Here is a 22,999-nt window from a genome sequence, read left to right on the forward strand (position 1 = left end):
CCTTCCTCAGTCCACGTACCACTCCAGCCGTGCCGCGTCCGGCCCGAGCGGCCGGACCTCCACGCAGACCTCGTGGTCCACGACGAGCCCGGTGTGCCGGCAGAACCGCGGGGCGTTGGCGATCGACGCTGCCGGCGTGAAGTTGCGGGCCGTGACGTAGTCGCGAAGCACCTCGGGGGCGTGGTCGCCGGTGGCCTCGAGGACGCCCCAGCAGTTGTGCGAACCGCAGTTGAAGTCCCGGGTGATCCGCAGCTCGGCTGGACCGGGCGCCACTCCTTCGTCGCCGGGCGGGGACTCGTAAGCGGCGAAGAGCGCGCCGCCGGTGACGACGAACCCGGCGATGACCAGCAAGAACAGCGGGACGACCCCGCGCCGGGCGCCGATCGCGCACACCACCGCCGCGATGGTCGTGTGCAGCCAGTACACCTCGATCGGCGCCGGCACCCAGCGCCCGGCGAACCCCAGCGCGCCCGGCACCACGAACCACGCCAGCAGCGCCAGCAGCACCGCGCCGACGATCAACCCGGACCGCCGCGACGGCGCCAGCCCGGCCCAGACCAGCATCGGGACCACGCCGAACAGCCCGGCGAACGGGCTCACCGAGAAGCAGGCCACGACCACCGCCGCCACCACGAGCGCGCCGCGCCACCAGTGGGTCCTGACTCTTTCGGGGATCTGCACCCGGTCATCCTCCCGCATGCGGCAGACTGCCGATCATGACGATCGCGGTGCTGGTGGTGGACGACCAGCAGGCCGTGCGCGAAGGCCTTGTCGCGCTGCTGGACCTGCTCGTCGACGTCGACGTCGTCGGCTCGGCCGCGAACGGCGAGCAGGCGCTCCAGCTGGCCGGCGAACTCGGTTCCCTCGACGTCGTGCTGATGGACCTGAACATGCCCGTCCTGAGCGGGGTCGAGGCGACCGGACGGCTCACGCGCGAGCACCCCGGCGTCGCCGTCCTCGTGCTCACCACCTACTCCGACGACGAGTCCATCGCCGGGGCGCTCGCCGCGGGCGCGAAGGGCTACCTGACCAAAGACGCCGGACGGCACGAGATCGGCGCCGCGCTGCGGGCCGTCGTCGCCGGGCAGCTCACCTTCGGCGCGGACGTCTCCGGTCAGGTCGCCGGTGCCCTGTCCGGGGTGAAGGCGCGCACGGAAGCACTGCCGGACGGCCTCACCGCGCGGGAGGGCGAAGTCCTCGGCTTGATCGCCGCCGGGCTGAGCAACGCGAAGATCGCCGCCGAGCTGTTCATCGGCGAGGCCACCGTCAAGACGCACATCAACAACGCCTTCGCCAAGATCGGCGTGCGCAACCGCGTCGAGGCGCTGCGCTACGCCGAGCGGCACGGCCTGCACCGGCAGCGTCCACAGTAGACAGACAAGCGCTCGGTTAACTCCTCGTAAGAGACCGGCTTAACCCGGACATTTCACCATGCCGGCGGCCGTCGGTCGGCTGCCGTTCGGACTGCGTTCACCCCGCTCGCCCGCCGCCGTAATTTGCGGTGCCTAAGTTTCCTGCTCGAGCCGCAGAGCGAAAGCAAGGAACCCATGGACGCACCCCTGGCAGTGAGAGCGCGCGGGATCACCAAGTGCTTCGGTGACGTCGTCGCCCTCGACGGCGTCGACTTCGACGTGGCGCCCGGCCACATCCACGGCCTCGTCGGCCCGAACGGGGCCGGCAAGACGACGCTGCTCGGCCTCCTGCTCAGCCTCGCCGTCGCCGACGAGGGCAGCCTGGAGATCTTCGGCGCGCCGGCCGGCAAGAACCTCGGCGGGGTCGCCGGGTTCGTCGACGGCCCCGGCCTCTACCCGTCGCTCACCGCCCGGCAGAACCTCGCCGCGCTGCTGGGCCTGTACGGCCGCGACCGGAAGACGCCGGAGATCGACGACGTCCTCGGCGAGGTCGGGCTCACCGACGTGGCCGACGACCGGGTGCGCGGTTTCTCCCTCGGCATGCGGCAGCGGCTCGGCCTGGCCGCGGCCCTGCTCACCGAACCCCGGCTGCTGGTGCTCGACGAGCCGGCCAACGGCCTCGACCCGGCCGGCAAGAAGCACGTCCACGGCGTCCTCGGCCGGCTCGCCGCCGAAGGCACCACCGTCGTGCTCTCCAGCCACCGGATGGACGACCTCGAAGCGCTCTGCTCCGAAGTCACCATCCTCGCCACCGGCCGCGTCGTCTTCACCGGCCCGCTCGCCAAGCTCTCCGCCGAAAACGGCGAACTCGACCACCGGCTGCGCACGTCCGACCCGGCCAAGGCCCGTGCGCTGGTCGCCGGCGCGCCGGGGGTCCGCCTGGCCGAAGCCGGCCCCGACGCCGACGTCTTCGTGGTGCGCGCGCTGACCCCCGCGCTCGACGAACTGGTGCTGCGGCTGGCGAAGGACGGCATCGCGGTGCGCGAGCTCGCTCCCGTCGTCTCCCCGCTGGAAGCCGCTTTCCTCGCCCTCACCGAACAGCCGGAGGCCGGCCGATGACCGCGACCGTCACCGAAGCACCGGAGACCGCCCGGCCCGTCCCGGTGACCCGCGGCTACCGCTTCGAGCTCGTCAAGCTCTTCGCCGCCTGGCGCGTCCGCCTGCTGGTACTGGCCTGCTGGCTCGCGCCGGCGCTGTTCGTCGCCGTGGTCAGCGAGCAGAGTTCGCTGCCCGTCGACACGCTGTTCGGCCGGTGGATGAACGCGACCGGCTGGGCGGGCCCGCTGGTGATGCTCGGGTTCGCGGGCACCTACGCGCTCCCGCTGCTGACGTCGGTCGTCGCGGGTGACGTCTTCGCCTCCGAAGACCGGCTCGGCACCTGGCGCCACCTGCTCGTCGCCGTCCGCTCGCCCCGCCGCATCTTCGTCGCGAAAGCGCTTGCCAGCCTGACCGTGATCCTCGTGCTCGTGGCCGGGCTGGCCGTTTCCGGCGCGGTGGGCGGGGTGCTCGCCGCGGGGAGCCGGCCGCTGGTCGGTCTCGACGGCCACTCGCTGACCCCGGGCGACGCCGCCGTGCGGGTCCTGCTCGCGTGGGTCTGCGTGCTCGCCCCGACGCTCGCCCTCGGCGCGATCGGGCTGCTCGGGTCGGTCCTCTGGGGCCGGTCGCCGATGGGGCTGCTGCTGCCCGCCGTCGTCGCGCTCGTGCTGGCGCTGGCCCAGCTGCTGCCGCTGCCCGTCGCCGTCCGGCTCGCGCTGCCCAGCTACACCTTCATCGCGTGGAACGGCCTGTTCACCGCCCCGGCCCAGCTCGGGCCGCTGCTGATCGCGGTCGGCGTCAGCCTCGCGTGGGCCGTCGTCGCGACCGCGCTGGCCTACCTGCTCTTCGTGCGCCGCGACTTCACCAACCCCGCCCACGACGGCGGGGGTCGCCGCGCGCTCACCGCCGGTGTCCTGCCGCTGGTCGCGCTGCTCGCCGTGACGGCGGGGATCGTCGCGGTGGCCACGCCGGCCACCGGGTCCGGGATCGACCTGGACAAGGTCCAGCGGTCGGTCGCCACCGCCTTCGCCCACCTCTACCGGCTGCAGGCCGGGCAGCTCAACCGGCCCGACGTCACCGAGGAGCAGCTGGCCGCCACGGCCGCGTGCACCAAGGGCGACGGCCTGGTCGAGCCGGACGGCCCCGGCAACGACTGGCGGTGCGTCGTCTCCTGGCACCTGCCGGACGTCGCGGCGACGGGACAGGCGATCTACCAGCTGGACATCACCTCGGACGGGCGGTACGTCGCCGACGGCGACGGACCGAAGGAAGTGAACGGCTACTTCCAGGTGCGGACCCCCGCGGGGGACCAACCCAACCCCCTCTGGCAGTTCGACGGGAACGTCGAGCTGCTCACCACCACGAAGGGATAACCCCGATGCAGGTAACCCGCCGCAGACGGCGTGCCGGGAAGAGCCGCGGCAGCGGCCATCGGCTGCGCTACGCGACGGCCGGCTCCGCCACGCTCGTGCTCGTCGCCACCGGCACCGGCGTCGGTGTCGCGTCGACGGCGCAGTTCGGCGAAGAGCACGTCGGCCAGGTCACCGAAAACGGCCAGGTCGTCTCCGCCGACCAGTACATCAAGCCGATCGGCGACCGCCTGGTCGTGAACAACGGCAAGATCATGGCGTCCGCGGTCAGCCCGGACGGCACGCACCTCGCCGCGCTGACCACCGACGGCGGCATCGCGCTCACCGTCGTCGACCTGAAGAACTGGAAGGTGCAGCAGCTCGTCGGCAACTCCGCGACGGCGAACCTGCGCATCGCCGGCAACGACGTCGGCCAGGAAGGCCCGGCGTACTCGCCGGACGGGAAGTCGCTGTGGCTGGCGCAGACCGACGGCTACACGAAGTTCACCGTGAACGCCGACGGCACCGTGGCCGCGCCCACCTCGGTCAAGATCCCGGCGGACGGCGCCAAGCACGCTTTGGTGGCCCAGGCGGTCTTCTCGCCCGACGGGTCCACTGTGTACTCCGCGGTCAACGGCCAGAACCGCGTCGTCGCCCTCGACGTGGCGACCGGCTCCATCGAACAGAGCTGGGCCGTCGGCAACGCCCCGCGCGACCTGGTCCGCGTCGGCAGCAAGCTGTACGTCAGCAACGAAGGCGGCCACCCGGCGAAACCCGGCGAGCCGACGCTGAACTCGTACAACACGCAGGTGCCGGCCAGCCAGTTCACCGGCGCCACGACCAGCGGCACGGTCAGCGTCATCGACCTCGCGAACGCGGCCGCCGCGCCGAAGAGCATCGACGTCGGCCTGCACCCGACCGCGGTGTACTCCGCCAAGGGTGCGCTGTTCGTGACGAACACCGCGAGCAACACGGTTTCGGTCATCGACCCCACCCGCGACCAGGTCGTGCAGACCATCGCGACCCAGCCGTGGCCGCAGGCCTCGGTCGGGTACGAGCCGGACGGCGTCACCCTCACCGGCGACGGCCACCTGCTGGTGACGCTCGGCCGCGCCAACGCGGTCGCCGTCTACCGCTACAGCCGCGCGCAGGAGCCGGTGAGCTACGTCGGCCTGCTGCCGACCGACTACTTCCCGACCGCGATCACCACGGTCGGCCCGGACGTCGTCGTCTCCAACACCCGCGGCATCGACGCCCTCCGGCCCACCACGGCGGCCGGGCACGGCACGCACGACACGACGTCGAGCGTGCAGAAGTTCCGGCTGCCGGACGACCGCGCGATCCGCGGGTACACCGCGCAGGTGTTCAAGCAGAACGGCTGGACGAACGACTCGGTCCAGCTCGCCACCGACAACGGCCACCGCAGCCCGGTGCCGGTACCGGCGCGCTTGGGCGACCCGTCGACGATCAAGCACGTCTTCCTGCTGGTCAAGGAGAACCGGACCTACGACCAGGTCTTCGGCGACGACCCGCGCGGCAACGGTGACCCGAGCGTCACGCAGTTCGGCGAGAACGTGACGCCGAACCAGCACGCGCTGGCCAAGCAGTTCGGGTTGTACGACAACACCTACGACATCGGCACGAACTCCGCCGAGGGCCACAACTGGCTGATGCAGGCCGACAACCCCGAGTACACCGAGTCGTCGGCGGGGGAGTACCTGCGCAGCTACGACACCGAGGACGACGCCCTCGGCCACCAGAGCTCCGGGTTCCTCTGGACCGGCGCGCAGGCGGCCGGGAAGTCGGTGCGCGACTTCGGCGAGTTCCAGCAGTTCCTGACCAAGCCCGCCGGGGCGAGCTGGCAGAACCTGTACTGCGACGCGAAGAACATGGCCGCCACGGGCGAGCCGACGGCCTACCCGCTGGTGTCGTCGTCGCCGATCCCGTCGCTGAACACCGTTTCGGTGCCGGGCTTCCCGAAGTTCGACACGGCGGTGCCGGACGTCTACCGGTACCAGATCTGGAAGGACGACTTCGAGAAGAACGGGCCGGCGAACCTGAACATGTTCTGGCTGTCCAGCGACCACACCGGCGGCCCGCCGAACGCCGCCGCCCAGGTCGCCGACAACGACCTCGCCGTCGGCCGGATCGTGGACGAGATTTCGCACAGCCAGTACTGGAAGGACTCGGCGATCTTCGTCGTCGAGGACGACTCCCAGGCCGGTCTCGACCACGTCGACGGGCACCGGGCGCCGGTGCAGATCATCAGCCCGTACGCCCAGCACGGTGTCGTCGACAGCCACTTCTACTCGCAGATCACGATGATCCGGACGATCGAGCAGATCCTCGGGGTCAAGCCGATGAACCAGAAGGACAGCGCGGCGACGCCGATGAGCGCGGCCTTCACCAGGAAGCCGGACTTCACGCCGTTCACCGCGTTGCCGAACCGCACGTCACTGACGGGCGGGCTGGCGACGCAGCCGTCGTGCGGGCCGGACGTTCCGGCCGCGGCGGACCCGGCCGCGGCGCCCGTACCGTCCTCGGCGGTGCCGGCGGACAAGGCGCAGGTGGCGGCGCAGTGGCAGGAGTGGACGACGCACCAGCGGCTGACCGGACCGAACGCCGTCGCGGACTACGCCAACCCCGCGCAGATGAACCACTTCACGTGGTACCAGACGCACGGCTGGCAGGTGCCGTACCCGGGTGAGAACCAGGTGGTCGCGCCCGAGCAGGTGCCGGGGGCGTACCTCCCCTCGGCCGAGTCGGACGGCTAGCAGCGGCTGCCGTGAGTGAGAAACAGGGTGCTGACCCTGTTTCTCACTCACGACCCCGGCCCGCTTTCTTGACCGCGAACGCGACCACGCCGAGCACCAGGATCAGCAGGAAGATCCCGCCGCCGATGACGGCGAAACGAAGCAGCATGAAACCGAGCACTTCACTCATGGCGCAATTTCCCTCCGGACGGCGGCGCCGCTTTTCCCGCGGCGCCCGACCCGGAAGAAACTAACGCCGGGGCCGGGTGGAGGAGGACCTCCCCGGGGTGGAGATCCGGGTGGAGCCGGGGCCGCGGGTCACTCGGCGACCCTGGTGCGACCGCACCAGGCGAACACCGGGACCTGGTCGCCACCGCTGGTCGTCGTGAACTCGCCCGCGTGGGCGAAGTGCTCGTAGCCGGCGCCGAAGCCGACCTTCGCGACTTCGCCGAGGCCGCCGACCGTCCATTCCCGGTGCCGTTCGACCAGTTCTGCCGGACCGCCGGAAAGCGTCACCTTGATGTTCGTCATGAGTCATCTCCGTGGGTTCGTCTGCGCGGAGGGAAAAGTGTGTTGTTCGTCTCTCGACGATCCCTGACGTGCACTCGCTGTGTCAATCGGCCCCTACAGGGGTTGACGGTAGGGGTTTTACGCGAGTTCGGCGGCCAAACGGTGGACGCGCAGTGCCAAGTGGACGTCCAGCGCCCGGTCGCCCTCCTGCCAGTCCTCACCCAGCAACGCCGTGATCCGGTCCAGGCGCTGGTAAAGCGTGTTCGGGTGGATCGTCAGCTCCTCGGCCGCCGGGGTCTTGCGGCGGCCCGCGCGCAGGAACACCTCCGCCGTGCGGACCAGGTCCGTCCCGCGCTCCTCGTCGTGGGCCAGCAGCGGGGCGAGCGTGCGCGTGACGAACGTGCCCGCTTCCTCGCGGCCGGCCCGGCTCAGCAGGTAGCGGTACGGGCCCAGGTCGGCCGGGGAGGCCGTGGAACCGTTGCGTCCCAGCGCGTTCAGGACCCGGACGCAGGCGGACGCGTCATCGTAGGCGTCAGCCAGCGCGGCCGGGCCGGTCGCCGGTCCCGCCAGGCCGGTCGTGCCCAGTGACCACGAACGGACCGTCGCCTCGTCGGCGCGGACCAGGGCGACCAGCTGACCATCCACAATGGACGACAGGGTGGCGTGGCTCCGCAGTCGCGGGTCCTCGCTCACCACGACCAGGTGCGGCCGCCGCAGATCACGGGCGTACGCCGGGATCTCGCGGACCCGGCGGGTCACCAGGTGCTCCACCAGCTCCTCGACCGTCCGGCGTTCGGCGCGCTCCACCGACGCCACCAGTGCCACGGTCGTCGCCGAACGCTCCAGCAACCGGACGTCCGCCTCGGCCAGCGGGGCGTCGGGAACCACTTGCAGCGCCCCGAAGTACGCGTTCGCCGAGGCGAGCGGCACGGTCACCGTCCGCCCGTCCACGCGAGTCCGCCGGGCGCCGGCGAACAGCGCCGACGGCTTTCCGTCGAGCGCCGCCTCGACGAGCGAGCCGGCGCGGGCGGCCGCGCGGACCTCGTCGTGCTCGTCGGCGACCAGCACCAGCCCGCCGACCAGCTCCGACAGCGCCACGACGACGTCTTCGGCCGCGCCGCCGCGCAGCGCCACCTCGCCGAGCCGGTCGTGCAGCCGGACCGCCCGCTCCAGCCGGTCGTTCGCCTCCGCCAGCGCGGTGACCAGCTTCGCGTTCTCGATGGCGATCGCGGCGAACGAGCCGAGCGAGGTCAGCAGCGACGACTCCGCCGCGGTGAACCGCCGCACCGCCCGCTGCGAGACCATCAGCACCCCGGCCACCTTGCCGCGCAGCCGCAGCGGCACGCCGAGGATCGTGCGCAGGCCTTCGCCCTCGGCGACGCGGTCGACCTCGCCCAAGTGCGTCAGGGCGGCGTCGCCGAGATAGTCGGTGCTCTGCACGGGTTCGCCCGTGTCGGCCACCCGCCCGGCCAGCCCGCTGTGCGGCGGCAGCACGACGCCGCGCAGCCGCGGGCCGAGCGAGCCGTCGGTGACCCGGATGACGAGCGAACCGTCCGGCTCGGCCAGCGCGAGGTAGGCGACGTCCACGCCGAGCAGCCGCCGGGCGTGGTCGACCACCTCCTGCACCAGCGCGTCGAGGTCGTGGACCGCCGACAGGCGCAGGACGAGGTCGTACAGCTCGCGCAGGCCGTGGGCGTCCATCAGCCCAGGTGCGTCGTCTCGGCCGCGGCCCAGCCCGGGTCGCCGGTGGCGGCGAACCGCGTCCACGCGCTGTTGACCTCCCGGGCCAGCTCCGCGGGCGGGTTGTCGCCGACGATGCCGGCGGACGCGGCCAGCGAGTCGAACACGAACGGCAGCTCCATGCCGTGGCACGCGCCGAGCCGCGGGGCCCGCCACTCGAACTCGTACCGGAACGAGCGGCCCCGGTGGCTCTCGACGAGTTCCTTGACGCCGTCGCGGAACACGAGGTCGGTCATGGCCTCGACGAACACCTCGCCCGCTTTCCGTTCGCCAAGGCCGTACCCGCGAAGGACACCGTCGGCGTCGGGGTGCGACGCCGACAACATGGCCACGGCCTGTTCGTCGGTGAGCACGTCGAGCAGCCCGGTCGGGCCGAAGTAGAGCAGCATCTCCTCGCGGCAGGTGCCTGCGATCAGGTCGATGTCCGAGCCCGCGCCGTTCCGGATCGCCTCGCCGGGGTGGCGCGGCAGGACGTCGTCGCCGACCAGCGGGAGGAACGGGCTGAGGCCGTAACTGCGGTCCAGGCCGTCTTCGCCGCGCAGGTCGGGGCCGCCGCCGGGCTTGAGGACGGCGTCCTGCGCGTCGAGCAGCCGCTCGGTCGGCAGCTTCCGGAAGGCGGCGGCGGTGGGTTCGACGCCGAGCCCGCCGGCGATCACCCCGGCGAGCCGCTCGAGTTCCGCGCGGCCCCGCACCATGTTCGCGTGTCCACTTTGGACGACGGCGCGGCGGAAGAGCCCGGCCGACAGCGGCGAACCGAGCAGGCACGCGACGCTGATCCCGCCCGCCGACTCCCCGAAGAGCGTCACGTTGCCGGCGTCGCCCCCGAACGCGGCGATGTTCTCCTGGACCCACCGCAGCGCGGCGAGCTGGTCGCGCAGGCCGAGGTTGGTCGCGCCGCCGTCGAGGGGCACGAAGCCGTCGACGCTGAGCCGGTACTGCACGGTCACAAGCACCGCGCCGCCGCGCGTGAACGCCGTGCCGTCGTAGACCGGGGCCGAGCCGGTGCCGCCGATGAACGCGCCGCCGTGCACGAACACCAGCACCGGCAGGCCCGCCGCGCCCGGGTCCGGGGTCCAGACGTCGACCGTCAGGTACTCCGGCCCCGGCCGCCAGCCGTCGCCGACCACGGCGGACAGGTCGAGGCCGGGGATCGTCCGGTGCCGTTGCGGCGCCGTGGGCCCGGCCTCGCGGGCGTCGCGCACGCCGTCCCACGCGCGCGCCGGGGCCGGCGCGGCGAACCGCAGCTCGCCTTCGGGCGCGGCGGCGTAGGGGATGCCGCGGAACCGGACGCCGGTGGCGATCGGCTCGCCGCGGACGTCGCCGGAGGTGGTGCGGACGATCATGCGGGTGTCCCTTCGGGGAAGACCTTGCCGGGGTTGAGGATGTGGTGCGGGTCCAGGGCTTTCTTGACCGCGCGGTGCATTTCGACGACCGCGGGGCCGAGCTCGCGCGCGAGGCCGGGTTGCTTGAGCAGGCCGACGCCGTGCTCGCCGGTGACGGTGCCGCCGAGGTCGAGCGCGTCGGCGATGATGTCGTCGAACGCGGCCTGGGCGTTCTTCCGCGCGGTCTCGTCGCCGGTCGGCGTGACCAGCAGCGGGTGCAGGTTGCCGTCGCCGATGTGCGCGACGTTCGCGATGAGGACGCCGTGGCGCTGCCCCGTCGCGTCGATGCGGGCGAGCATCTCGGGCACTGCCTGCGTCGGGACGCAGACGTCCTCGGTGAGCAGCGGGCCGAGCCGTTCGAGCGCGGGGTAGGCGAGGCGGCGGGCGGCGAACAGCGCGTCGGCCTCGGCCTGGTCGGTCGACTGCGCGGCCCACGTCGCGCCGGCCTGTGCGAAGCAGTCCAGGATTTCCGCGGCTTCGTGCTCGCCGAGGGCGCCGGGGGAGTCGGTGCGGGCGAGCAGCACGACGTTCGCGTCGGCGCTGAGCCCCATGTTCTTCCACCGGTCCACGGCGGCCAGGCAGTGCCGGTCGACGAGTTCGAGCGCGGAGGGCAGCACGCCCCGGGCCGCGACCGCGGCGGCGGCCTGCCCGGCGGCGACGGTCGTGTCGAAGTACCCGGCGACCGTCCGCTCGGCCGCGCGGGCGGGCCGCAGCCGCACGGTGACCTCGGTGATCACCCCGAGCGTGCCTTCGGAGCCGACCATGAGCCCGGTCAGGTCGTAGCCCGCGACGCCCTTGGCGGTGCGGCGGCCGAGCCGGACGAGCTCGCCGGTGCCGGTGACGACCTGCAGGCCCAGGACGTAGTCGCGGGTGACCCCGTACTTGACGCAGCAGACGCCGCCGGCGTTGGTGGCGACGTTGCCGCCGATGGTCGACCACGGCGAGCTGGCCGGATCGGGCGGGTACCAGAGCCCGCGCCCGGCGCAGGCGGCGCGCAGGTCGTCGTTGACGACGCCGGGCTCGACGACGGCGTACCGCTCCCGCTCGTCGATTTCCTTGATCGCGGTGAGCCGGTCGGTGACCAGCACGACGCAGCCGTCGACGGCGTTCGCCCCGCCGGAGAGGCCGGTGCCCGCCCCGCGCGTGACGAGCGGGGTCCGGCTCCGCAGACAGACCTCGACCACGGCCTGGACCTCTTCGGCGGTGTGCGGCCGGACGACCACCGCGGGCCGGCCGCAGGGCGCCCACTCGGCCTCGTCGTGGGCGAAGCCCGCCACGACGTCCGGGTCACGGACCAGCCGGTCCGCCGGCAGCACGGCGGCCAGGTCGTCGATCAGCATCCGCGGGAACCTCCTCGTCACCGGGTTCCCACGCTAGGGCGGCGGCGCCGGTCTGGCCATGGGGAAAGTGCCCACCGGGTGGCGTCGCCGGTGTGCTCACCCCACAGGGCGTGGACGGCAGTTACCGACCCGGGGCAGGACTGGCCGATCGAGCGGCTCAGCCGGCAGGGGTCGATGTCCTGCGCGACGTTACTGCGTCGGTTCGCCCGGCAGGCGGGGATGGCTGTGGGGGCGTTCCCGACCCGCGCGCGCCAGTTGTGAACGGGCAGCCGGCAGAGCAAGCCGACCACGAGATCACCAGACCTCCCCCGCCCTCCTCCCCAGCCGCATCCCAGTCGACAACCCGGGCGGCGACGGACAATCCGAACGGAGGGCGGGGGAGGTCGGACCCGCTTCACGTTCGCTTCTGCCGCGGCTTAGAAGCAAAAGACTGTCCTCGCCGGACGGGCAGGCTCTGGGATGACCTCTAGTCCCGCTGTCCCCTCACCTTCTCGGGTGGGCCGCTGGGTGGTCATCCCGTCGCCTGATTGAGGCCTATCACTTTGAGCCGGGCCCGCAAGCCTGGCATATCCCCTCACCTTGGTCTCTGTGTTGCGGGCCCGGCTCAAAGTGATTTTGACGGCCTCAGGCGACGGGATGACCACCCAGCTCTTCTTGTGGGTCGCGCTCCGCGCGGAACGCGTCCGCCCGCGATTTGGAGATCCACAGTGCAACGGTTGCGCATCGCTTGTAGGGTGGTGTTGCAGCGGTTCAGCCTGCAGCCGTCGTGCCTCACCCCTCGCAGCCCCTGCCCGGGCTGCCGTGGAGACCGGATCGGCTTCCGGCCTCCCGGCGTTGTGCCAAGGAGGCCACCGCATGCTCGCTCCGCAGACCTGCCCGTTCGCGAACTTCGACGTCACCACGACCGCGCACGCGAGCGTCGTCACCGCCACCGGTGAACTCGACCTCGTCGTCACCGGGCACCTCGAAACCCTGCTGCGCCAAGAACTCCGGCTCGCTCCGCCGGCTCTCGTGTTCGACGCCTCGGGCGTGACGTTCTGCGGCGCCCGCGTCCTGACGATCCTGATCGACACGGCGGCGGAAGCCGTCGCGAGCGGCGTGCCCTTCGCGGTCGCCGGGCGGTGCCGGGCCCTGCTGCGGCCTATCGCCGCGCTCGGGCTGGCGCACCTGCTGCCGGTGCACTGGAGCACCGAGGAAGCGCTTGCGTGGCTGCGGCTGACGGCGGCCTAACCCTCTTCGCACCCGACCCGGGCCCAGACGAGCTTGCCGTCGTCGTGGTGGGTCACGCCCCAGGCGAGACAAAGCTGGTCCACCAGCAGCAGCCCCCGGCCACCGGCGTGGTCGGGGGCGCGCAGCTTCGGTTCGCCGTGCCCGGTGTCGGCCACGGCCACCGTCACCTCGCACGGGTCGTGCACGTGGTGGATCCGCAGCTGCCGCGGGCCGCCGCCGTGGAGGTACGCGTTCTCCAGCAGCTCCCCGACGACGATCAGCGCGTCGATCAGGTCCGTCTCGCGCAGCGTGCCGAGCCGGGCTTCGGCCCACCGCCGGGCGGCCGTCAACCCGGGCCGGTCGGCTCCGGCGACGTCGAGCACGTGCCACCCTGTCTGCTCGGCTCCGTTCCAGCTCACGCGCACAGTGCGACTCCTCCAGGCACCGCGCTTCCCCACGGGCGCGGTGAACTCCCGGAAGGCGTACCCGGTCCCGCGGCTTTTACTCGCGCGTAGGGGCCGTTAGGGGTCGTTCGACCGGCCGCACGCTGGCTAGCTTGGCCGGACGGAGGCTCCGACCCGGAAGGCGGGGGACGACATGGTCGCAGGGGACAACGCCGAGGAGAACTGGTTCCGCCGGTTCGCCGCGTCACCCGGGGCGAAGGCGCGGCTGGTCTGCCTGCCCCACGCCGGTGGCTCGGCCACCTTCTACTTCCCGGTGGCGAAGGCGCTCGCCCCGGACGTCGAGGTCCTCGCCGTCCAGTACCCGGGGCGGCAGGACCGGCGCCACGAACCGTTCCTGACCAGCATCGGGGCCATGGCCGACCGGGTCGCGGACCTGCTGCGGGACAAGACCGACCGCCCGCTCGCCCTCTTCGGGCACAGCATGGGCGCGATGGTCGCCTACGAGACGGCGCGGCGCCTCGAGCAGGCCGGCGTGCCCGTCGCGGGACTGTTCGTCTCCGGGCGGCGCGCGCCTTCGCGGGTGCGCGAGGAGAGCGTGCACACGCGGACCGACGCCGGCGTCATCGACGAGCTGCGCAAGCTGAGCGGCACCGAACTGGACCTGCTGGGCGACGACGACGTCGTCCGGATGATCCTGCCCGTGGTGCGCAACGACTACCGCGCCGTCGAGACCTACCGGGACACGCCGGGCGAGCCGCTGGCGACCCCGATCGTCGCCTTCACCGGCGACGCCGACCCGATGGCCACGCTCGACGAGGTCGCCGCCTGGGCGGACCACACCTCCGGCGGGTTCGAGCTGGTGGAGCTGTCCGGCGGGCACTTCTTCCTCACCCGCCACCAGGACGTGATCCTCGGGCGGCTGGCCGAGCTGGGAGGCGTCCGTGTCTGAGGCGCCGGCCGCGTTCGCCAACCGGCTCGTCGAACTGCGGGAGATCAAGGACGCGGCGCGCCGCGGGCCGGACGAAGCCGCGACGCGGCGGCAGCACGAGCGCGGCAAGCTGACCGCCCACGAACGGATCGAGCTGCTGCTCGACCCCGGCTCGTTCACCGAGCTCGAGGCCCTGCGCCGGCACCGCGCGACCGGGTTCGGCCTGGAGCAGCGCCGTCCGCACTCCGACGGCGTCGTCTGCGGCTGGGGCACGGTCGACGGCCGGACGGTCTTCGTCTACGCCCACGACTTCCGGATCTTCGGCGGCGCGCTCGGCGAGGCGCACGCCCAGAAGATCCACAAGGTGATGGACCTCGCCGAGGCCGCGGGCGCGCCGCTGGTGTCGCTCAACGACGGCGCCGGCGCGCGGATCCAGGAGGGCGTCACAGCGCTCGCCGGGTACGGTGGCATCTTCCGGCGCAACACCCGCTGTTCCGGGGTCATCCCGCAGATCTCGGTGATGCTCGGCCCGTGCGCGGGCGGCGCGGCGTACTCGCCCGCGTTGACCGACTTCGTGTTCATGGTCCGCGAGACCTCGCAGATGTTCATCACCGGCCCCGACGTCGTGCAGGCGGTGACCGGCGAGGAGATCACGCAGAACGGTCTCGGCGGCGCCGACGTGCACGCCGAGACCTCCGGCGTCGCCGCGTTCGCCTACGACGACGAGGCGACCTGCCTGGCCGATGTCCGGTACCTGCTGTCCCTGCTGCCGTCCAACAACAACGAGGCCCCGCCGCACGTGCCGGCCGCCGACCCGGCCGACCGGCGCACCGACCGGCTGGTCGACGTCGTGCCGGTCGACCCGGCCCGCGCGTACGACATCAGCGACGTCATCGCCGAGATCGTCGACGACGGCGAGTTCCTCCAGGTGCACGCGGGCTGGGCGGCCAACGTCGTGTGCGCGCTCGCCCGGCTCGACGGGCACGTCGTCGGCATCGTCGCGAACCAGCCCGCGGTCCTGGCCGGGGTGCTCGACATCGAGGCGAGCGAGAAGGCCGCGCGGTTCGTGCAGACGTGCGACGCGTTCAACATCCCGCTCGTGACGCTGGTGGACGTGCCCGGCTTCCTGCCCGGCGTCGGCCAGGAGCACGGCGGCATCATCCGCCACGGCGCGAAGCTGCTCTACGCCTACTGCAACGCCACCGTGCCGCGGGTGCAGCTGATCCTGCGCAAGGCCTACGGCGGCGCGTACATCGTGATGGACTCGCGCTCGATCGGCACCGACGTCTCGCTGGCGTGGCCGACGAACGAGATCGCCGTGATGGGCGCCGAAGGCGCGGCGAACGTGATCTTCCGCCGCGAGATCAACGCGGCCGACGACCCGGAAGCCGTGCGGGCGCAGAAGATCAAGGAGTACCGCACCGAGCTGATGCACCCGTACTACGCGGCCGAGCGCGGTCTCGTGGACGACGTGATCGAGCCGGGCGAGACGCGGTCGCTGCTGATCCGCTCGCTCGCGATGCTGCGCACGAAACACGCCGACATTCCGGCGCGCAAGCACGGGAACCCGCCGGTCTGATGGGCGAGCCGGTGGTGCGGGTCGTGCGCGGCGCGCCCGACGAAACGGAACTGGCGGCGCTGCTGGCGGTCCTGGCCGCGATCGGCGCCCGGCCGTCGGCGCCGGAACCGCCGAAGCCCGCGCGTCTTCGCCGCCGGCCGCGGTTCCGGCCGGCGACGAGCTGGCGCGGCTGAGCCGGTCACGTCCGGATCGTCGTGCTGTCCAAATAGGTCAGCACCGCGCGGATGCGGCGGTTCTCGTCGCGGCTGGCCTCCAGGCCCAGCTTGGCGAAGATGTTGCTGATGTGGTTCTCCACCGCGCCCTGCGTGACGACCAGCTGCTTCGCGATCGCCGCGTTCGACAGCCCCTGGGCCATCAAACCGAGGACTTCCGTCTCGCGGGCGGTCAGCGCGTGCAGCGGGTCGCGGTTGCGGGACAGCATCTGCGCGACCACGTCCGGGTCGATCGCCGAGCCGCCGCCCGCCACCCGGCGAACCGCCTCCAGGAACTCGCGCACGTCGGCGACGCGTTCCTTCAGCAGGTAGCCGACTCCCGACGTGCCCTCGGCGATCAAGTCGACCGCGTAGCTGCCCTCCACGTACTGCGACACCACCAGGACCGGCAGGCCCGGCACCTCCTTGCGGGCCGCCAGGGCCGCGCGCAGGCCCTCGTCGGTGAACGTCGGGGGCATCCGGACGTCGGCGATGACCAGGTCCGGCCGGTGCTCGCGGACGGCGACCAGGAGGTCGTCGCCGTTGGACACCGCCGCCGCGGTCTCGATGCCGACGTCGGCGAGCAGGCTCTGCACGCCGGCCCGCAGCAGGACGGAGTCTTCGGCGATGACGACACGCATTGTTCCCACTCCCAGGGGGTTCACCAGCGGACGGGCAGGTCGGCGCGCACCACGGTCGGCCCGCCCGCGGGGCTGACCACGGTGAGCACGCCGTCGATCGTGGCGGCGCGGTCGGCCAGGCCGGCCAGGCCGCCGCCGGGACGCATGGCCGCGCCACCGTGGCCGTTGTCGACGATCTCGACGACGACGGTCTCGTCGTCGCGGGTCACCCGCACCGTCGCGCGGTCGGCGCCCGCGTGCTTGGTGATGTTGGTCAGCGTCTCGCTGACGATGAAGTACGTCGTGGTCTCCACCGGCGCGGGCGGGCGCGGCTCGACGCTCACCTCGACGTCGACCGGGATCGGCATCCGCGCGGTCAGCGACGACAGCGCCGCGTCCAGGCCGCGGTCCTGCAGCACCGGCGGGTAGATCCCGCGGGCGAGGTCGCGCAGCTCCGACACCGCGAGCTTGGCGTCCGCGTGCGCTGCGCCGATCAGCTCGCGCACGGCCGACGGGTCGTCGTTGTCCAGCTTCAGCTGCGCCCGGCCCAGGCTCATCGCGACGGCCACCAGCCGTTGCTGCGCGCCGTCGTGCAGATCGCGTTCGATGCGACGGCGTTCGGCCTCGACCGCGTCGACACCCCGGGCACGGGAGTCGCTCAGCTGCCGCGTGCGGGCTTCGAGCTGCTGCGTCCGGTTCGGCCCCAGCATCGACGCCGTCAGCGCGGCGTGCATCGCGCCGATCCGCGGCGCGACGAAGATCCCGAACGGCGGCACGGCGACCGAGACGATCCCGGCGACGAACTCCACGATGCCCAGCGGGAACGCGAGCAGCACGTAGTTCACTTCGCGCCAGGTGACCGGATCGACCAGCCGGGCCTGCCACGTCTGCAGCAGCCCGGGTCCGTGCGGCCGGCGGCGCGGCGCCGGGATGTCCGCGTCGAGCATGGCGCCGGTCCAGCGGCGTTCGAGGTCCGCGAACCCGCGGACGAGCGAGGTGGCGGCGATCAGGATCGGGATGCCGATCCACAGCATGGTGGTGGCGATCCCGAGCACCATCGTGACGAGCACGAGGACGAACGCGAAGATCCGCAGCGGCAGGCTCGCGATCAGGAAGCCGATGGTGCGGACCACCTTCGGCCGCCCGGTCACCGGCATCGCGCGATCCGTTCCAGCTCCGGCACGAGGTCGTCGAGCGTCGGCGTCGCCAGCATCTCGTCGCGGACCTCGAGCGCGCAGGCCCGGAACGACGGTTCCTCCAGCAGTCTCTTCAGTCCATTTCGGACCGACTGGGGCGTGACGTCCTCGAGGTCGAGTACCAGGCCGTTGCCGCGCTTCTCCTGCGCGACGGCGGAAACCCGCTCGCTCCAGGTGGTACCCGGGATGATCAGCTGCGGGACGCCGTTGACGACCGCGTTGCCGATCGTCGCGCCGCCGCCCTGGTGCACGATGGCCGAGCAGCTGGCAAGGAGTTCGTACATCGGCACGAAGTCGACCGCGCGCACGTTGTCGGGAATCTTCTTCACGGAGGCGAGCTGGGACTCGTTGAGCGTCGCGATCACCTCGACGTCGAGGTCGGCCAGGCCGTCGAGCAGGTCGGCCACCGACGTCTCCTCCACGCCGAGCACCTGCCGGTTCGAGATGCCCAGCGTCAGCATCACGCGCGGCCGGTCCGGCGTCTCCAGCACCCAGCGGGGGATCGCCATCGGCTTGTTCTGCGGGATGAACCGCGCCGGCACGTAGTCGACGTCGACGCCTTCGTAGCGCAGGTAGGACGGGTGGCAGTCCAAGGTCTTCACGCCGTGGCGCAGCGCCTCGTCGTACTCCGCGCCGAACCGGCCCACCGCGGCGGACATCCATTCGACGAACGGGTCCGGCGAGGTGTCTTCGGGGTGACTCGCGCGCAGGTCCCGGTACTGCGCGGCGATCCGCGCGGTCTGGTCGGCCGCGTACATCATCCGCAGGTGCGGGACGCCGAGCACGTGCGCGACGATCGGGGCCGCGTAGATCATCGGGTCCCAGACGATCAGGTCCGGTTGCCAGCCCTTCGCGAACCGCACCAGCTCGTCGAGCAGCGAGTCCGGCGTCGTCCAGCGGAAGACCTCGACCCAGTGCTCGTACACCGTGCGGACGTACTCCTCGGTGTAGCGCTCCGGCCGGCTCTCGGAGATGCGGAAGCCGCCCTGCATGGCGTTGTCGCCGTCCATCTGGAGCTGCCGGTGGCGCGCGATGTCCAGCTCGTCGCCGAACCACATCGCGTCGAGGCCGGTTTCGGCGAAGGACGCCACCTCGCGCGGGTTGCGCTGGCCCACGAACCGCACCTCGTGCCCGGCCGCGGCCAGCGCCCAGCCGACCGGGGCCATGCTGTAGACGTGCGTCCTCGTCGGGAACACCATCATCATGACGCGCATGGACGCACTCCCCGGGAAGTCGGCTGTTGCTGTCTTCGAAGGTAGTGCGCGGGCGCCGCCGGGCCGACCCGGCAACGCGGCGGTAGGGGTCGGCGACCCCTGTCCCGGCCCGGAATCCTTCCCCGGCTCGCCCGCTGTGCGCTAGGGAGTTCGAGTGGGTTTGGAGCGGCTTTAGACGCCCCTTAGGGGCTGGTTCCGGCGGGCTCGCGAGGACTAGACAGGAACGTGGGTCCGGCCGCGCGTGCCGGGGCGAGGGATACGAACGAGGTGATGAGCATGGCCGTGGCACCGATCACGAAGGGCTGGGCGCCCTTCGGCGGGTACCGCACCTGGTACCGCGTCACCGGGGAGACCGGGGGCGAAGCGCCCGCTGTCGTCGTGGTGCACGGCGGGCCGGGGAGCACGCACGACTACCTGCTGAGTCTCAGCTCGCTCGCCGGGCACGGGTTCCCGGTGGTGCACTACGACCAGCTGGGCAGCGGTGGCTCGACGCGGCTGCCGGGCAAGGGGGAGGACTTCTGGACGCCGGAGCTGTTCGGCGACGAGCTGGACAACCTGGTGCAGCACCTGGGCATCGAGGACAACTACGTCCTGTTCGGACAGTCGTGGGGCGGCCTGGTCGTCGCGCGGCACGCCGCCCAGCGTCCGGACGGCCTGCGCGGGCTGGTGATCGCGAACTCGCCGGCGTCCTACCCGCTGTGGCGCCAGGAGATGGACGTGCTGCGCGCCCAGCTCCCGCCGGGCGTCGACGACCAGCTGCGGGCGCACGAAGCCGCCGGCACCACCGGCGCGCCGGAGTACTTCGAGCTGATGCGCGCGTTCTACGACCGGCACGTCTGCCGCGTGCTGCCGTGGCCGGCCGACTACCTGGCCTCGTTCATGGAGATGGCCGACGACAACACCGTCTACGCCACGATGAACGGGCCCAGCGAGTTCACCGTCACCGGCACGCTCAAGGACTACTCGGTGATCGACGAGCTCGACGACATCGAAGTGCCGACGCTGCTGATCTCGGGACGTCACGACGAGGCCACCCCCGTCACGGTCCAGCCGTACTTCGACCGGATCCACGACGTGCGCTGGGAGATCTTCGAGGACTCCAGCCACGTCCCGCACCTCGAGGAGCCCGAGCGGTTCCACGAAGTCCTGCTGGAGTTCCTGCGGGACGTCCACCCCACCGCACCCGCGAGCCGGGTCGAACGAGAGGTCGCCAGTCATGGATGAGGCCACCCGGCCGGGATCGGCGGTCGTCTTCCCCGGGATGAGCCCCTGTCGCTTCGCCGACTTCGGCAAGTTCCTGCTCATCAACCCCTTCGCTCGCAGGCTGATCGCGGAGGCGAACGACCGGCTCGGCTACTCGCTGGTCGACCGCTTCCGCGAAACCGAGGGCGACTACTCGGCGTACGCGCAGGTCGGGTTCATGCTCACCTGCGTCGCACTGGCGGAATGGGCCGAAGAAGAGCAGGGGATGAGCCCCGACTTCTGCGCCGGCCCGAGCTTCGGCGAGAAGCCGGCCAGTGTGTACGCCGGGTCGCTGACGTTCCAGGACGCGGTCTGGATGACGGCGGAACTCGCGCGTTGCCTGACCGAGTTCTTCGACACCGAGTACACCGACGTCGTGACGCACTCGTTCGTCCGCACGCCCGAGGAGAAGCTGAAGGACGCCCTGTCCCGATTGGACGCCAAGGGCGAGTGGTTCGACATCTCGTGCTACATCGACCACGACTTCTACATGGTTTCCGTGCGCGAGAAGAACCTCGACTGGCTCAAGCAGACGGTCCGGAGCATGGGCGGGCTCTCCCTCTACACGATGCGGCCGCCGCTGCACTCGCGCGCCTTCGGGGCACTGCGCCGCAAGGCGGAGGACGAGGTGCTCGGCGACCTGGACTTCCACGACCCGCTGCTGCCGATCGTCGCGGACCAGGACGGCGAGATCCTGCGCACCGGTGACCAGGTGCGCACGATGCTGCTCGACAGCATCGTCAAGCCGATGCGCTGGCCGGACGTCGTGCACACGCTGGCGGAAAACGGGGTGCGCAAGCTGTGGGTCGCGGGGCCGGACACGCTGTTCGGGCGCGTCCGCGTCACCACGAGCCGCTTCGAGGTCGTGACGGTCAACCCGCGCATGGCCCTGCAACCCCGCCGCCGGGGCGCAGGACCTTCGCGGGTCAGCTAGCGGGCTGCAGCGCCGACAGCGTGGTCCACAGCCGGCCGGGGTTCTCGAACGTCTCCAGGTTCAGGGCGTCGTCCTCGAACCGCACGTTGTAGCTCTGCTCCAGCACGGAGAGCAGCTCCACGGTGGCGAGCGAGTCCAGCCCGTACTCGCGCAGCGGGGTCTCTTCGGTCAGTGCCTCCTCGGCGGGCAGGAAGGGGAGGAACGTGCGAAGCGTCTCGTCGAAAGTGCTGTCCCACATGGCTACTCCGGATCGCTAGGTTGGGATCTACCGAGAGGAAACCGACCGCCCGGTTCGGTTTTGGACTCTACCGCGCGTCGCCGTCCCGGATCGACGCATCGGCACCCCTATTCATTTGCGGAGGACTTCGATGGACACCGGTCTCACCAGCGGGCTGCACACGCGGTTCCTGCGCGGCCTGGAACGCTCCGGTGGCGGCGTGGCCGTCCACGTCGGCGACCAGGCGCTGAGCTACGAACGGCTGAACGACCTGGCCCTCCTCTGGGGCGGCGCGCTGGCCGAAGCCGGCGCCCGGACCGTAGGGGTGCTGGCCGGGAAGGGCGTCACCGCGTACGCAGGGATCCTGGCCGCGCTGTACGCGGGGGCGACGGTCGTGCCGCTGCGCCCGGACTTCCCGGCCGCGCGGACCGCCCAGATGGTTTCGGCCGCGGGTGTCGATGTGCTGATCGCCGACGAGCGGGGTCGCGCGGTGGCGCCCGCCGGGGTTCCGGTGCTCGGCTCGCCGCCGGTGTCCCAAGCCCTGTCGGCCCCGCTGGCGCCGACATCGGACACCGCGTACGTGCTGTTCACGTCAGGCTCGACCGGGCGGCCCAAGGGCGTGCGGATCGGGCACGCGGCGGTCGACCACTACTTCGGGCTGCTCGACGAGCGCTACGACTTCACGCCGGACGACGTGTTTTCGCAGACGTTCGACCTGAACTTCGACTGCGCGATGTTCGACCTGTTCTGCGCGTGGGGCGCGGGGGCGCCGGCGGTGGTGCTGCCGGGCGGGGCGTACCGCAACCTGCCGCGGTTCGCGGCCGAGCGCGGGCTCACGGTGTGGTTCTCGACGCCGAGCGCGATCGACCTGGTCCGCCGCACCGGCGGCCTGACCCCGGGCGCGCTGCCGGGCCTGCGGTGGAGCTTCTTCGCGGGGGAGGCGCTGACGGTCCGCGACACGGCGGACTGGCGGGCCGCGGCGTCGTCGTCCCTGGTGGAGAACCTGTACGGGCCCACCGAGCTGACCATCACGGTCTCGGGCTACCGCTGGGACGACGTCGTGACGCCGCGGGTCGCGGTGAACGGCGTGGTGCCGATCGGTTCGGTGCACGAGGGCCACGACTACGTCCTGCTGGACGGCGACGACGTCGAGGGCGAGCTGTGCATCGCGGGGCCGCAGATGACGCCGGGCTACCTGGACCCGGCCGACGAGCAGGGCCGCTTCCTGGACCGCGACGGCACGCGCTTCTACCGCACGGGCGATCGCGTGCGGCGGCTCTCCGACGGGCTGGCCTACCTGGGCCGGCTGGATTCCCAGGTGCAGGTGCTCGGGTGGCGCATCGAGCTGACGGAGGTCGAGCACGCCCTGCGCGACTGCGGCATCCAGGACGCGGTGGCGCTGGGGGTGGCCGGCGACGCCGGGACCGAGCTGTTCGTGTTCTACACGGGCGGGGAGCGGCCGGTGCTGGAGCTGGTGCGGGCGCTGCGGGCGGTGTTGCCGGAGGGGGTGATCCCGCGCCACTACCGGCACGTGGACGAGTTCCCGCTGAACTCCAACCGCAAGATCGACCGCAAGAGCTTGGCGGCCCGCGCGGCCGGGCTCCTCGCGGCCTGAGCAGTCTCCCGCGGCCGGTCGTGGGTGTTCGGGGCGGTTCCCGCCGCTCCTGAACACCCACGGCCGCTTTGGCGTGCCCGGGCTCCGGCGGGTGGGCTTAGGGGCCGTTAGGGGTGTGGATCCGCAGGT

General features: G+C 71.9%; 22 protein-coding genes. 11 read left to right on the forward strand and 11 right to left on the reverse strand.

Going from position 1 to position 22,999, the window contains the following annotated elements; translation table 11 throughout:
* Positions 1-6: 6 nt before the first annotated feature.
* A complete protein-coding gene (locus ACWEVP_RS40130) occupies positions 7-681 on the reverse strand; it encodes a hypothetical protein (RefSeq protein WP_452067805.1) in 675 nt (224 codons plus the stop codon).
* Positions 682-716: 35 nt separating this feature from the next.
* On the opposite strand from ACWEVP_RS40130, the gene ACWEVP_RS40135 reads away from it, so the two are divergent.
* The 4 genes from ACWEVP_RS40135 to ACWEVP_RS40150 all read left to right on the forward strand — a co-directional run bounded on the left by ACWEVP_RS40135 (position 717) and on the right by ACWEVP_RS40150 (position 6,570).
* Complete coding sequence (locus ACWEVP_RS40135; protein WP_452067806.1) at positions 717-1,373, forward strand: response regulator; 657 nt, start codon at positions 717-719, stop codon at positions 1,371-1,373.
* A 174-nt stretch (positions 1,374-1,547) separates the two neighbouring features.
* Entirely contained in the window at positions 1,548-2,471 is a 924-nt protein-coding gene (locus ACWEVP_RS40140) for an ABC transporter ATP-binding protein (protein WP_452067807.1), read from the forward strand.
* Positions 2,468-3,820, forward strand: coding sequence for an ABC transporter permease (locus tag ACWEVP_RS40145; protein ID WP_452067808.1), 1,353 nt, complete (start codon positions 2,468-2,470; stop codon positions 3,818-3,820). The genes ACWEVP_RS40140 and ACWEVP_RS40145 overlap by 4 nt, the downstream gene beginning before the upstream one ends.
* Before the next feature lie 5 nt (positions 3,821-3,825).
* Positions 3,826-6,570 carry an alkaline phosphatase family protein gene (locus ACWEVP_RS40150; protein ID WP_452067809.1) on the forward strand — a complete coding sequence of 915 codons (2,745 nt, stop codon included), beginning with the start codon at positions 3,826-3,828 and terminating at the stop codon, positions 6,568-6,570.
* A gap of 43 nt (positions 6,571-6,613) precedes the next feature.
* On the opposite strand, the gene ACWEVP_RS40155 is transcribed toward ACWEVP_RS40150, so the two are convergent.
* The 5 genes from ACWEVP_RS40155 to ACWEVP_RS40175 form a co-directional block, all read right to left on the reverse strand.
* Positions 6,614-6,739 (reverse strand): hypothetical protein, encoded by a 126-nt coding sequence (locus tag ACWEVP_RS40155; protein WP_452067810.1) that lies wholly within the window; start codon positions 6,737-6,739, stop codon positions 6,614-6,616.
* Positions 6,740-6,867: 128 nt separating this feature from the next.
* Entirely contained in the window at positions 6,868-7,080 is a 213-nt protein-coding gene (locus tag ACWEVP_RS40160; protein WP_452067811.1) for a DUF5988 family protein, read from the reverse strand.
* A gap of 117 nt (positions 7,081-7,197) precedes the next feature.
* Positions 7,198-8,760 (reverse strand): helix-turn-helix domain-containing protein, encoded by a 1,563-nt coding sequence (locus ACWEVP_RS40165; protein WP_452067812.1) that lies wholly within the window; start codon positions 8,758-8,760, stop codon positions 7,198-7,200.
* Positions 8,760-10,142 (reverse strand): carboxylesterase/lipase family protein, encoded by a 1,383-nt coding sequence (locus ACWEVP_RS40170; protein WP_452067813.1) that lies wholly within the window; start codon positions 10,140-10,142, stop codon positions 8,760-8,762. Before ACWEVP_RS40170 ends, ACWEVP_RS40165 begins: the two co-directional genes overlap by 1 nt.
* Positions 10,139-11,521, reverse strand: a complete 1,383-nt coding sequence (locus ACWEVP_RS40175) for an FAD-binding oxidoreductase (protein WP_452067814.1) — start codon at positions 11,519-11,521, stop codon at positions 10,139-10,141. Before ACWEVP_RS40175 ends, ACWEVP_RS40170 begins: the two co-directional genes overlap by 4 nt.
* An 855-nt stretch (positions 11,522-12,376) precedes the next feature.
* Between ACWEVP_RS40175 and ACWEVP_RS40180 the strand changes: the two genes are divergently transcribed.
* A complete protein-coding gene (locus ACWEVP_RS40180) occupies positions 12,377-12,751 on the forward strand; it encodes an STAS domain-containing protein (RefSeq protein WP_452067815.1) in 375 nt (124 codons plus the stop codon).
* Here the strand turns inward: ACWEVP_RS40180 and ACWEVP_RS40185 are convergent.
* A complete protein-coding gene (locus ACWEVP_RS40185; protein ID WP_452067816.1) occupies positions 12,748-13,149 on the reverse strand; it encodes an ATP-binding protein in 402 nt (133 codons plus the stop codon). The genes ACWEVP_RS40180 and ACWEVP_RS40185 overlap by 4 nt on opposite strands.
* A 178-nt stretch (positions 13,150-13,327) precedes the next feature.
* Between ACWEVP_RS40185 and ACWEVP_RS40190 the strand changes: the two genes are divergently transcribed.
* The 3 genes from ACWEVP_RS40190 to ACWEVP_RS40200 are packed head-to-tail and all read left to right on the forward strand — an operon-like array spanning position 13,328 to position 15,814.
* Positions 13,328-14,083 carry a thioesterase II family protein gene (locus ACWEVP_RS40190; protein ID WP_452067817.1) on the forward strand — a complete coding sequence of 252 codons (756 nt, stop codon included), beginning with the start codon at positions 13,328-13,330 and terminating at the stop codon, positions 14,081-14,083.
* Positions 14,076-15,641: an acyl-CoA carboxylase subunit beta gene (locus tag ACWEVP_RS40195; protein ID WP_452067818.1), complete on the forward strand. Its 1,566-nt coding sequence runs from the start codon at positions 14,076-14,078 to the stop codon at positions 15,639-15,641. Before ACWEVP_RS40190 ends, ACWEVP_RS40195 begins: the two co-directional genes overlap by 8 nt.
* Entirely contained in the window at positions 15,641-15,814 is a 174-nt protein-coding gene (locus ACWEVP_RS40200; protein ID WP_452067819.1) for an acyl-CoA carboxylase epsilon subunit, read from the forward strand. Before ACWEVP_RS40195 ends, ACWEVP_RS40200 begins: the two co-directional genes overlap by 1 nt.
* A 5-nt stretch (positions 15,815-15,819) precedes the next feature.
* Here the strand turns inward: ACWEVP_RS40200 and ACWEVP_RS40205 are convergent, their stop codons facing one another.
* Genes ACWEVP_RS40205 through ACWEVP_RS40215 form a run of 3 tightly spaced genes read right to left on the reverse strand, consistent with a single transcriptional unit; the run spans position 15,820 to position 18,862 of the window.
* Positions 15,820-16,473, reverse strand: a complete 654-nt coding sequence (locus ACWEVP_RS40205; protein WP_452067820.1) for a response regulator transcription factor — start codon at positions 16,471-16,473, stop codon at positions 15,820-15,822.
* Positions 16,474-16,493: 20 nt separating this feature from the next.
* Entirely contained in the window at positions 16,494-17,609 is a 1,116-nt protein-coding gene (locus tag ACWEVP_RS40210) for a sensor histidine kinase (RefSeq protein WP_452067821.1), read from the reverse strand.
* Positions 17,600-18,862, reverse strand: coding sequence for a nucleotide disphospho-sugar-binding domain-containing protein (locus ACWEVP_RS40215; protein WP_452067822.1), 1,263 nt, complete (start codon positions 18,860-18,862; stop codon positions 17,600-17,602). Before ACWEVP_RS40215 ends, ACWEVP_RS40210 begins: the two co-directional genes overlap by 10 nt.
* 276 nt (positions 18,863-19,138) lie before the next feature.
* Here ACWEVP_RS40215 and ACWEVP_RS40220 point away from each other — a divergent pair, with 276 nt between their 5' ends.
* Together ACWEVP_RS40220 and ACWEVP_RS40225 are read left to right on the forward strand one after the other, a co-directional pair.
* Positions 19,139-20,086 carry a proline iminopeptidase-family hydrolase gene (locus tag ACWEVP_RS40220; protein ID WP_452067823.1) on the forward strand — a complete coding sequence of 316 codons (948 nt, stop codon included), beginning with the start codon at positions 19,139-19,141 and terminating at the stop codon, positions 20,084-20,086.
* The gene (locus ACWEVP_RS40225; RefSeq protein ID WP_452067824.1) at positions 20,079-21,038 is read left to right on the forward strand and encodes an ACP S-malonyltransferase; all 960 of its coding nucleotides are present in this window, start codon (positions 20,079-20,081) and stop codon (positions 21,036-21,038) included. Before ACWEVP_RS40220 ends, ACWEVP_RS40225 begins: the two co-directional genes overlap by 8 nt.
* On the opposite strand, the gene ACWEVP_RS40230 is transcribed toward ACWEVP_RS40225, so the two are convergent.
* Complete coding sequence (locus ACWEVP_RS40230) at positions 21,031-21,276, reverse strand: phosphopantetheine-binding protein (protein ID WP_086674110.1); 246 nt, start codon at positions 21,274-21,276, stop codon at positions 21,031-21,033. The two genes, ACWEVP_RS40225 and ACWEVP_RS40230, sit on opposite strands and share 8 nt — an antisense overlap.
* Positions 21,277-21,406: 130 nt before the next feature.
* On the opposite strand from ACWEVP_RS40230, the gene ACWEVP_RS40235 reads away from it, so the two are divergent.
* Positions 21,407-22,870, forward strand: a complete 1,464-nt coding sequence (locus ACWEVP_RS40235; RefSeq protein WP_452067825.1) for an AMP-binding protein — start codon at positions 21,407-21,409, stop codon at positions 22,868-22,870.
* Positions 22,871-22,999: the final 129 nt, after the last annotated feature.

This window comes from Amycolatopsis sp. NPDC003865 (assembly GCF_053605345.1).

Coding starts and splice junctions, on each gene's coding strand:
- ACWEVP_RS40135 (WP_452067806.1), top strand. CDS start 717: ATGACGATCGCGGTGCTGGTGGTGGACGACCAGCAGGCCGTGCGCGAA.
- ACWEVP_RS40140 (WP_452067807.1), top strand. CDS start 1,548: ATGGACGCACCCCTGGCAGTGAGAGCGCGCGGGATCACCAAGTGCTTC.
- ACWEVP_RS40145 (WP_452067808.1), top strand. CDS start 2,468: ATGACCGCGACCGTCACCGAAGCACCGGAGACCGCCCGGCCCGTCCCG.
- ACWEVP_RS40150 (WP_452067809.1), top strand. CDS start 3,826: ATGCAGGTAACCCGCCGCAGACGGCGTGCCGGGAAGAGCCGCGGCAGC.
- ACWEVP_RS40155 (WP_452067810.1), bottom strand. CDS start 6,739: ATGAGTGAAGTGCTCGGTTTCATGCTGCTTCGTTTCGCCGTCATCGGC.
- ACWEVP_RS40160 (WP_452067811.1), bottom strand. CDS start 7,080: ATGACGAACATCAAGGTGACGCTTTCCGGCGGTCCGGCAGAACTGGTC.
- ACWEVP_RS40165 (WP_452067812.1), bottom strand. CDS start 8,760: ATGGACGCCCACGGCCTGCGCGAGCTGTACGACCTCGTCCTGCGCCTG.
- ACWEVP_RS40170 (WP_452067813.1), bottom strand. CDS start 10,142: ATGATCGTCCGCACCACCTCCGGCGACGTCCGCGGCGAGCCGATCGCC.
- ACWEVP_RS40175 (WP_452067814.1), bottom strand. CDS start 11,521: ATGCTGATCGACGACCTGGCCGCCGTGCTGCCGGCGGACCGGCTGGTC.
- ACWEVP_RS40180 (WP_452067815.1), top strand. CDS start 12,377: ATGCTCGCTCCGCAGACCTGCCCGTTCGCGAACTTCGACGTCACCACG.
- ACWEVP_RS40190 (WP_452067817.1), top strand. CDS start 13,328: ATGGTCGCAGGGGACAACGCCGAGGAGAACTGGTTCCGCCGGTTCGCC.
- ACWEVP_RS40200 (WP_452067819.1), top strand. CDS start 15,641: ATGGGCGAGCCGGTGGTGCGGGTCGTGCGCGGCGCGCCCGACGAAACG.
- ACWEVP_RS40205 (WP_452067820.1), bottom strand. CDS start 16,473: ATGCGTGTCGTCATCGCCGAAGACTCCGTCCTGCTGCGGGCCGGCGTG.
- ACWEVP_RS40210 (WP_452067821.1), bottom strand. CDS start 17,609: ATGCCGGTGACCGGGCGGCCGAAGGTGGTCCGCACCATCGGCTTCCTG.
- ACWEVP_RS40215 (WP_452067822.1), bottom strand. CDS start 18,862: ATGCGCGTCATGATGATGGTGTTCCCGACGAGGACGCACGTCTACAGC.
- ACWEVP_RS40220 (WP_452067823.1), top strand. CDS start 19,139: ATGGCCGTGGCACCGATCACGAAGGGCTGGGCGCCCTTCGGCGGGTAC.
- ACWEVP_RS40225 (WP_452067824.1), top strand. CDS start 20,079: ATGGATGAGGCCACCCGGCCGGGATCGGCGGTCGTCTTCCCCGGGATG.
- ACWEVP_RS40230 (WP_086674110.1), bottom strand. CDS start 21,276: ATGTGGGACAGCACTTTCGACGAGACGCTTCGCACGTTCCTCCCCTTC.
- ACWEVP_RS40235 (WP_452067825.1), top strand. CDS start 21,407: ATGGACACCGGTCTCACCAGCGGGCTGCACACGCGGTTCCTGCGCGGC.